6 protein-coding genes are annotated in these 6,241 nt (G+C 37.3%); 2 read left to right on the top strand and 4 right to left on the bottom strand.

Annotated elements, in window-relative coordinates; translation table 11 throughout:
* Both FFR60_RS22700 and FFR60_RS22705 read right to left on the bottom strand, forming a co-directional pair.
* Window positions 1-1,244, bottom strand: a 1,244-nt coding sequence (locus FFR60_RS22700) for a SpaH/EbpB family LPXTG-anchored major pilin (protein WP_171005021.1), incomplete at its 3' end; no start/stop codon positions are given.
* 489 nt (window positions 1,245-1,733) lie between these two features.
* Window positions 1,734-2,837: a tyrosine-type recombinase/integrase gene (locus tag FFR60_RS22705; RefSeq protein ID WP_137665945.1), complete on the bottom strand. Its 1,104-nt coding sequence runs from the start codon at window positions 2,835-2,837 to the stop codon at window positions 1,734-1,736.
* 692 nt (window positions 2,838-3,529) lie between these two features.
* On the opposite strand from FFR60_RS22705, the gene FFR60_RS22710 reads away from it, so the two are divergent.
* A complete protein-coding gene (locus tag FFR60_RS22710; RefSeq protein WP_137665946.1) occupies window positions 3,530-3,817 on the top strand; it encodes a hypothetical protein in 288 nt (95 codons plus the stop codon).
* Between the two features lie 74 nt (window positions 3,818-3,891).
* The gene (locus tag FFR60_RS22715) at window positions 3,892-4,050 is read left to right on the top strand and encodes a hypothetical protein (protein WP_171005022.1); all 159 of its coding nucleotides are present in this window, start codon (window positions 3,892-3,894) and stop codon (window positions 4,048-4,050) included.
* A gap of 126 nt (window positions 4,051-4,176) precedes the next feature.
* Here FFR60_RS22715 and FFR60_RS22720 read toward each other — a convergent pair whose 3' ends face one another.
* Together FFR60_RS22720 and FFR60_RS22725 are read right to left on the bottom strand one after the other, a co-directional pair.
* Window positions 4,177-4,788 (bottom strand): recombinase family protein, encoded by a 612-nt coding sequence (locus tag FFR60_RS22720; RefSeq protein ID WP_137665947.1) that lies wholly within the window; start codon window positions 4,786-4,788, stop codon window positions 4,177-4,179.
* Between the two features lie 1,150 nt (window positions 4,789-5,938).
* On the bottom strand, window positions 5,939-6,241 hold a 303-nt coding region (locus tag FFR60_RS22725; RefSeq protein ID WP_137665948.1), incomplete at its 5' end, for a winged helix-turn-helix domain-containing protein.

The following is a 6,241-nucleotide window of genomic DNA, read 5'->3' on the forward strand; positions in this document are numbered from 1 at the left end:
AAGCCGCCATTGTAATTCTCAGGTTCATCACTGGTTCCTTCATCTGGCGTTCCCCCAGGAAGCAAGTAATCGATTCTGTATTGGTTGGAGATTGTTCCATTGAAGTCCTTGTTCGTTTTCACCGTGTAAACCACTTGAAGATGAGTATCGGCATCTTCACCTAGTTTTTTCATACCCGCTTTCGTCAAACTAACGACAACGTTTTTCTTAGACCCTTCGGTCAAATCTTCTACTTTGTTCGGATTTGTAATTGTTGTGCCATCCAATGTAACGGTATATTCTGTTCCATTCGTTAATTTCACTTTGCTGCCATCACTAGCAATCGCATAAACTTCTGCGTCTTCTAACAACAGTTTTTCATCGATGCTATCGCTTACTCTAAAGTAAGAAGCATAAATCTCGTCACCTTTCGCAAACTTCTTATCAGAGGTTGTACCAGTATCTGGGTCAACGTAATTTGGAATCGTCATGTCATTTGGCGCAAGAGCGTATAAGCCATCAGGAAGTTTCGTTGTTGCTTCCCATTTGAAGGAATTTCCAGCTTTAATGGAGTAGCCTTTTCCGCCTTCGATCGTTTTATCCAATTCTGTATCAGTGACGATATTCTTTGGATACACATGCACGTCGTAAATCAATTTGCCTGTGTCATCACGTTTCGTTTGTGGCAGATGCACGAAGAATGGATCCATTGGTTTAGTGATTTTCTTCGTATCGCCATTTTCATCTATATACGTATACTCACCGTTACTATCTGGAATTTCACGAACTAAGTAGATCCCGTCAGCGGCTTTTCCTGTTCCCACATCAAAGGTCAACGCACCTAAGGTGGTTCCACCAGTGCCATCCCCTGTTACATCGGTTTGTTTTGTAAAGGTAGGATCTGCTTCCCAATCGACGCTTTCTTTTTGAACCAACGGGTCTGTTAAGGACGCTGTACCGATTGCTTTCACTTTGATGATCTCAAAGTTGACACCTGCCATTAATTTCTTGCCACCTAAATCAGGCGCTTTACTTGGATCTGGGTTTGTCCCGTCTCCACGTTCGCCAAGTTCTGCCGAACTATTGATCTCATATTTCCAAAGAGTAATCGAACGTTTCGACGTATTGTCAGACGCCGCGTTCCCACTAATATTTTGATCTGCTGCAAAAGCAACATCTATCGTTCCTGCCCCTGCTGCACCCAACATAGTTAACACGCCTAAACTAAGTGCTGCTTTACTAATCCATTTTCTTTTATTCTTCATAATAAACTCCTTCACTCTTTTTTTGTTTTTTACTCCTAAATTAGTTAAAATAAGTACATGAAAAAAGGTTGCCGCCATTTTCTCACTGCCTCACTTCTTCCAATACACAAATGGAGAGGTTTTCCTACCAGTTCTGGATTGGAAACTAATGAAAAACTAGTATGTCTGTCCTTCGATAAACATACCTCCTTTCACGGTTGCTTCTCTGTAGTTTTCTAACAAAAACCGCCCGGTTTTACTTCTTGGACTTACAAAAAACTAGAAAAGCGTCCAAAACCTTATGAATGCAAGGCTTTGAACGCGGACTGACGGAGATTGACGGCGGATCATTTTTATAGATACGATAAGGTTGCTCTTTTTACTTAGAAACAACGAATCTCAGAAGAGAATCCAAACGTATCCGATTGGGCGATGAATAGTAAGCGCTTTCTTAAAAAATAAAAAAAGAGTCACCCAAAATTGGGATAGTGCAATTTTTTTAAAGGGCGATCAACTGATCCATTCTTCCATTTTCTCGATGACTTGGGTGCGCTGTTCCATCATGGCATTTGCGTAAGTATCTAACGTCATCTGAGTAGAAGCATGTCCTAAAATGGCGCTGACTGACGAGATATCAGCCTTCGATTCTAAACAACGCGTCGCAAACGTGTGACGCAATTGATGGAAATGGATCCAACCTAGATTGGCCTTCTTCCGAAGGCGATGAAAATGATAGGTTAAAAGGCGCGGTTCGCAAGGTTGCCCATTTGTTGAGAAGACAAACACCCCTTTTGATTGTTTTCGATGCATCAATAAAAGTTTTTTCAAGACCCTCCCCATCGGAATCACTCGAACCGAGGCTTCCGTTTTTGAATCGGCAAAAAGCAGCTGAGTCTTCTTCGCTGAATCCATTGATCCGATGCGTTGATAGGTATGGGAGACATGGATCAGTCGACTATCAAAATCAATGTCTGACCATTTCAGTGCCGCGATCTCTCCGATCCGCATGCCGGAATGCAAGGCTAATAAAGCCGGAATCCCTCGTCCTTTCTTTTCTTTTCGGGCAATCTTCATCAATTGCCGTTGTTCAAATTGTGTTAGCGCACTGACCTTACTTCGTTTTTCTTTTGGCAACTGAATGTCAGAAAACGGATTGGAAAGGATTCGTCCACACTTTTTGGCCGCATTCAGGCATTTATTCACGATTCGAAAAATGACTAGAACCGTGGATCTGGCTAACTTCTTTTGAAGTTCTTGTAAGAGTGATTTTCCTTGAACACTGGATAGTTCATTCAAGGGGACTTGTCTAAGGAGCGGTAACACGTATTTGGATAGTTTATAGTAGTAACTTGAAAACGTCGACGGTTTGATTTTCCCATTTACATCACTTAACCATTGAGTCGTCCACTCTTCAAATGTTTCACTAGACATCCCATGGATTTCTTGTAGGGTGTGATACTGGATGCGAAGTGGGAACAGTCGTTGTCTAACTTCTGTATAGCTTTTCCCATAGACGTAGCCATATTTGATTTTCCCATCGACCTTTCTTCCCTTCGGGTAGCGTCCTTCCCAGCGACCATCTTTTCGAAGATAAATATTTTCACCTTTACGCATGTTAAATTCCTCCTATATACTGACGGCTTATTAGACGGCACATAATTCAGCCTATTATTCAACTTTTTCAATAAAAAAAGTGTACCGATCTATTTGCCTATCTGTCTTTTAATCAAAAATAATTATTTTGATGAATCATATTGCCTAATAATAATTAATAATATATAATTGCTTTATCAACTGTTTTCAAATTATCAAACAATTAAGTTAATTCATTCTGAGTTAATGTCGTTTCTTTCTAGTTTTTTGTAAGACTATGTAAGATTTGAGAATAAATTCCGCCCTATTTATAGAGTCATTTAACCACAAAAAATAAAGCATCTTCTTGATATATAAGGAAGATGCTTTATTTATTATAATATATAATTACTTTTTGTCACCGTTATAGAGTGATTTCCGTAAAAATAAACCTGATTATTTAATAAATATAAACAAAAGCTAAAAAACGTCTTCAATTCATCATGTTTTAATAATGTTTTTTCTTTATCTACCCAAAAAAACATTGCCTCGAATCTTCCCTTTCATCACGGCCTATTTTCTTTTGTCTAAAAAATGTTTTATCCTTTTCATAGATTTTTCCTACAATTTCCAGTCTTGATTTTTAGTATTTACCTGCTATCATTGATTACGAAAGTACGTTCGTGTTTCTATTATGAAACAGCTAATATATTCGAAGAAGGGAAATTTGTATTATGGATTTAGAAAAAGAACTTAACCTCCATCCCAAAGGTGTTTGTCATTACAAATCGGATATCCCTTATCTCTTATATACAAAGGATAACTGGCGTGAAATTAAAGAGTTTTGCGCCCCCTTTCCAGTTGAAAAAACCGAAAAAGGAGCAACAGATGGACGAGCAATTATCGATTTACCCTCTGGAAATGAGTCGTTTGAATTCGGGATGATACTAATCAAACTGGGACCGAAGAGAATTCTACTCTTCAATCAGACTGATTTTGATGATCTCTTTGAGATTTCATAATGGTTAATAAGTATGAAAAAAGGAAACTAAAAAGATTCAATTTATTGATACATGTTTAGTTGGAGGATTAGGAAATGACGAAGGAAGAAATGATTGTGTTCATTATGAAGTCACTTCATCAAGAAAATATTGAACCGAATCTACGAAAAGAAATTCTTGATAATATAGCCGAGCTATTGAAATACTACAGTGTTGAATATGTACAAGAACTTTTACCTTCTCTGTTGAGATAACTCATTTAGTTAATAAACTTTTTTCGTATAATCAAATCAAGCTGTTGCGAAATAAGTTCTGTATTCTAACGTTTAGAGATATTTCGTACAACTTTAATTGGAAAATTGCACAAAAAGACTATGTTCCTAATCAATAGGAGCGCAGTCTTCTTTTATTCTATAAACCGTTTGGCGAGTGATTCCATAGTTTTTTGCTATTTTTGAAATAGGTGTTCCTTTTCCTAGCTCTTCTACAATATCTCGGTAGATTGCTCTTCGCTGAGGATTTTTTGAATTCAGACTATATAACTTGGGACGTCCTTGATAAACACCATTCTCTTTAGCGATTTTTATACCTTGTGCTTGACGACGTTTTGACTCTGTTCTTTCCTGTTCAGCAATCATAGCTAAAATTTGAATGATCAAATCTTTAATAAATTTATCCAATAAAGGATTCCCAATTGCTTCAGCCATAATTGGTAAACTAGTTATGATCAATTGAACATTTTTCTCTTTTAGATAATTGACTGAAGCAATAATCTCGTCATAATTTCTTCCTAGTCGATCGATGGCTTCTACGATAAAAATATCTTCCTCGCGTACAAATTCTAAGACTTCTTGAAATATGGGACGTTGGGTAATTGTCGCACCCGATTGCTTTTCAATATAAAATTTCTCTGCACCAAATTTTTTCATCTCTTCTACTTGACGGTTTTCATTTTGATCAATTGATGAAACACGAATATATGCAACTTTCAAATTTCTAACCTTCTCTCATGAACTTTTTAAAATACACCCTAATCATACACTGTCGATTCTATATTTCCAACGCTCTCTCATTGTCTATTTAAGGTACACTCAAAATGGACACAACGGAAATGCCTTAACTAAAATTCACTAAACAAAAGTAACAGGAAAAAGACATTTATCGAATGTAACAAAAACCGTCTAGTAGTGTGTTTAAGTTACATTCAAAACGCACTAATTAAAAAGCGACCAGAGGAAAAACTCGCTTTCCTTAGAGCCGCAAGGGATAGAGCTATTTTAGCGAATGTCACACAATCAGTTTGTGTGACATTCATATTTCTAAGATTTTCGACTTGTTCCCAACTTTTTTCTTCATTGCCGAATACTAAGAAAATCCTGACTTTCAAGTTTTGAACAACTCTATTGTGCTAGATCGAACCAATCATTACTCCAAGATAATCTTAGGCAAGATAGAGTGTACCCTATTGTGCTCTTTTGTAGGAGTGTATAGCTATTCGTGATAAATGAAGAGAGCGAGATCATGGTGCATAACCAATTTGAATAAATTTTGTGTGTGATAATACTACTATAGTAATGTGTTTAAGTTGGCGCACTTGTCATCACATGTCCGGGTCCTTCTATAATAGATCCTCGTCTTACAAAATATTTCAGACCCTATTTTCTGCTTTTTGGTCATAAAGATTGTATCGTTACGCTATCTCCAGGCATAAAAAAACTACTCAATAGGTTTGAGCAGTTTTTTTACTATTCTGGCGAAGTCGCACAAATGGACATGATCATTTCTTTCTTACTCGTTAAGACAAAAGAACAAAATTCTGTTAGGTCTATTTTTTTTAATTCGTGAAGAAGACTTAAAACAGCTGTTTCCGATCTGTAGCCCCTAGGGCTAATAAAACAAATAGTCCAGTTGCTAAAAGATAAAATGTTGTGCGAAAAAAGCATGCCAGATTTTCACTTTTTTTGAGCTAGTCGCAGAAGAAGAGGGAAGGAGATCCTCAATCAAACCAGCAAAAATTAATTCAGCTAGTATCTCAAACATAGCAGCAACAGTCTCCTTTATTTTACTTTCGAGACATCTGTAGAAGTTGAACGAAGAAATTTGTCGCTTTTTTAGGATCAAGACCTTGATGTAACACTACATTTAATGCTCTTCCATATACAACTGTTGATAGGTTTGTTCCGACAAGCGATACCCTTGCCCCCAAGAGGTTTCAATAATCTCTCCAGTTAGACCGACTTCTTCTAGCTTTCGCTTCAATTTACTGACTAAGGTCGAGAGTTGAGACATCGTCGAGTGCGTTTTGGGTTTCCTCCACATTTCTCTGCAGAGGTCTTCTCGAGAAATAACAACGGTCTGGTGTTGATACAAAATCGTCAACAATCTTTCTTCAGATGCGCTCAATGGAAGACTTGATATCGTTAGGTTCTTTTTCGGGTGAACAGG

This window comes from Enterococcus hulanensis (genome assembly GCF_005405485.1).
GTDB lineage: Bacteria > Bacillota > Bacilli > Lactobacillales > Enterococcaceae > Enterococcus_A > Enterococcus_A hulanensis.

Coding starts and splice junctions, on each gene's coding strand:
- FFR60_RS22705 (WP_137665945.1), bottom strand. CDS start 2,837: ATGCGTAAAGGTGAAAATATTTATCTTCGAAAAGATGGTCGCTGGGAA.
- FFR60_RS22710 (WP_137665946.1), top strand. CDS start 3,530: ATGGATTTAGAAAAAGAACTTAACCTCCATCCCAAAGGTGTTTGTCAT.
- FFR60_RS22715 (WP_171005022.1), top strand. CDS start 3,892: ATGACGAAGGAAGAAATGATTGTGTTCATTATGAAGTCACTTCATCAA.